Genomic DNA, 2997 nt, shown 5'->3' with positions numbered 1-2997 from the left:
CAACAGATCTCCCCACTGACGGCAAGGAGAGATTCGAGGATTTTGGTGGGTTCCTCCGGATCGACGTCGTAAAGGTCGGAGGTTGCGGTCCACACGACCATGCCGTCGATCGCTTCCCCGCGTTCGTCGCGATCAGGGAAGGGAAAAACCAGCAGCGCCTGGTCGAGCGCGTCCGGCGTCAGCCCGGTCTCCTGGGTTTCAAAACAAAGCGCTTCCATGTCGCGGAACCAGTCGGCCCTACGCGTCATCGTCTCGTCCGCAGAGGACATCATCGCGACGATGCTAAGAGGAAAGCGCCGTCCAACCCGGTCGGCCGAGGGCAAGATTACCCCCGCCGCGTTTCCGAATGCCGCAGGCCCTGAGATGAAACGTAGTGGGATTCGTTCGTCCCAGGCTTTCGAGCCCATCAGCGGGACGAGATGCTGCGCCAGCCAGCGGTCCCAAGCGCGCACAAAGTCGCCCGGCAGCCGCCTCGTCACGAAATCGCCGGTGGCGGGCATTTTTCCGTAAAAACCGGGCACATTCATATCTGCGGCGGACATGTGAACTTCTTGAACATTTCGAGGTTGTACGGATTTTCGACGCTGGCGGCCCTGAGCTCGAAATCGGCGTACATGCCTTTCGTGCCCAGACGCAGGCTGTAGACGTCGGTCAGCGAAGTGCTGGCGAAGCGGCCACTGCGGAGCATCCTCAGCCACGCCCAGCTGCCGGTTTCGTTGAGCATTATTTCAGGCGATCCGTCGATCGGCTGGAAGGCGAGCGAGATGACGCCCGTGCCGTCCTTGCCGGGCCATGTCATGGGTTGCGGCCGCGTTGCGTTGTTGTAGTAGACGAGGCTCTGGCCATCGAGATTGAGCGTGACGCGCGTGACGTTGGGAGACAGGTCCTTCGGTTCAAGCGTGAAGCTCATCACGGGTCCGCTGCCGCCCGCAAATAGATCGTCGCGGATGTGCCTGGCCTGCTCGAACGCCGCCAAGGCCGAACCGTCAAGGCCGAAATCGGCGCGCCATTTCCATGGCTGGCTGGTCATGTCGACATAGTTGATCAGATGGTCGTTGATGAAACCGTCGATCAGCCCGGCCGGCCCAAAGAGGCGGGCGAAATCCCGTACGTTCACGTCCACCGCGCTCTCGGCGCTGAACGGATAGCGGTCGTTCAGCGCCGCCTGGCAGAAAGGCAGGATATCGGCCCGCCAGATGGCGTTGAGCTCCGAAGTGACCGCCTTCTGAGTCAAATTGCTGGTGTCGCCGGCAATCCCGCCCAGCCAACTGCTGATAGGGTCGGGCAGGATCTGTGCCTGCCGGGCGACCGCTCCCGTCAGTTCGGCAAGGCCGCCCTGCTTCTTGATAGCATCCTGCGGATTGGGGTTCGCGGTGACCGTCTGCAGCACGTTGGATAGCGCGGTCAGCGCGACGACCGCGGCATCCAGTGCCGGCGGCTGGCCATCGACCTCGGCAATGGTGCTCTTGAGTGGTTTGAAATGTTCGGCCACAAGATTGCCGGTCAGGTCCACCTCGCTGGCCGAACCCGCCCGTGGCAACAGTTTTGCCCCTGTTTTCACTATCTTGCCAAGCTTGCCCAGTTTGCCGAGCAGTTTCGAGCCGCCTTTGGCTGCCGCCTTGTCATCTCCGGCGGGCGCGTCATCCGAACGGGTGAGCTCCGTCTCTTGCACCACTGCCGTCAGCAGGCGCTTCAGCGCGGAATCGGCGCTCGAAAGATCCTTGAGGTTCTCACTGGCGACGATGAGATCGGTCAATGGCGCGAGCCTCATGTCGCGCAGGAAGCTGTCCCATTGCGCGATATAGTCGTCATAGTAGAGCTTCAGAATATCCTCGGACAGCGCCGAGACCGAGGTTTCGGAGTTCTCTGAGCAGCCGCCAGCGAAAACGGCACGATCGAGCGCCGCCTGTGCGGCGACATCGTCGATGCGATCGAGAATGACGTCGTGAAAGCCGGCATAGGTGAATGCTCCGGAAATGCCGACGCGAAGCGTCTTGGCGGAACGCCGCGCGAACACCTTGCTGCCGTTGGGGCCGGCGAAATTCGCCGGGATCCACTCCTTGAGCCCGGCCACTGCCGGATCGGCCAGCAACTGTTTGTAGGCGCGCGCCGGCAACGAAATGGTACACACCGTTTTCAGCGCTTCGGCAACCAGGGGCTGGTCGGGCGCGACATAGCTCTCGTCGACCGTCATCCGGCGGATGGCGGCAAGCTGATGCTCTTCGGCATCGGCGGTCGGAAATGGTGCCGCGGCCGCGAATTCGGGCAAGCTGTTCGCCCACCAGTCTTGGGCGTAATCGGGATCCATCTGAGACAGGCCCGTCATCATGCGATAGGTTTTCAGCGCTCCGAGCATGAAATCCGGGTCGCGGATCTGCCGCCACATCGTCGCCTCGAGCAAGGCGATCATGCGTGGCTCAAGAATATTGCGCAGGGCATGATCGTACGTGTCGGTCTGCGCCCGCACCATTTCCGCGGAGGCCGATGGTCCCAGTAGATCCTGGGCGGCGCCAGGCGGTGCTGTCCGGGCGGTTGCGACCGCGTCCATCGCACCGAGCGCGCCGTCCATGGCGGGCTGCTCCACCGATGCCGGCGTTGCAGCGATGGAGGTCAGCGGCGTCTGCAGCGCTTCGAACTGGCCTGCCTGGGCCGTTATCGCGTTGCGGTTGTCAAAATAGGACCAGGTGAACAACCCGCCGGCCAACAATGCCGCCGCCGCGCAAGCGGCTGCCGCACCCCGCCAGATCCAGGCGCGGCGCCGTTGCGCCAGCGGATCGAACGTGCCGAGGCCCGCTTCCTTGAAGATGACTTCGGTCAGCAGGTTCTTCAGGAAGAAGCTGCGTTTTTCGACCCTTGGTGCGGGCAGCGCCCGTCGCGGCGGCAGGCCGAAGGACGAAGACAGCGCCGCGGTCAGCCGGTCGATGGGCGCTCCTTCCTGCGTCGCCGATGTCAGATAGAGCCCGCGCAGCCACGTGACCTCTTCATACCGGCTTTCGC

The 2997-nt window shown here is 63.1% G+C and carries 2 protein-coding genes; both read right to left on the bottom strand.

Going from position 1 to position 2997, the window contains the following annotated elements; translation table 11 throughout:
* On the bottom strand, positions 1–542 hold a 542-nt coding region (gene tagF, locus EN879_RS30310), incomplete at its 3' end, for a type VI secretion system-associated protein TagF (RefSeq protein ID WP_024504484.1).
* On the bottom strand, positions 524–2997 hold a 2474-nt coding region (gene tssM / locus EN879_RS30305), incomplete at its 5' end, for a type VI secretion system membrane subunit TssM (RefSeq protein WP_127274461.1). The genes tssM and tagF, both read right to left, overlap by 19 nt.

This window comes from Mesorhizobium sp. M7A.F.Ca.AU.002.02.1.1, from assembly GCF_003998535.1.
GTDB classification, from domain to species: Bacteria; Pseudomonadota; Alphaproteobacteria; order Rhizobiales; family Rhizobiaceae; genus Mesorhizobium; species Mesorhizobium ciceri.
The sequence above is the reverse complement of the archived record's forward strand: the minus strand, read 5'-3'. Positions and strand labels throughout refer to the sequence as shown.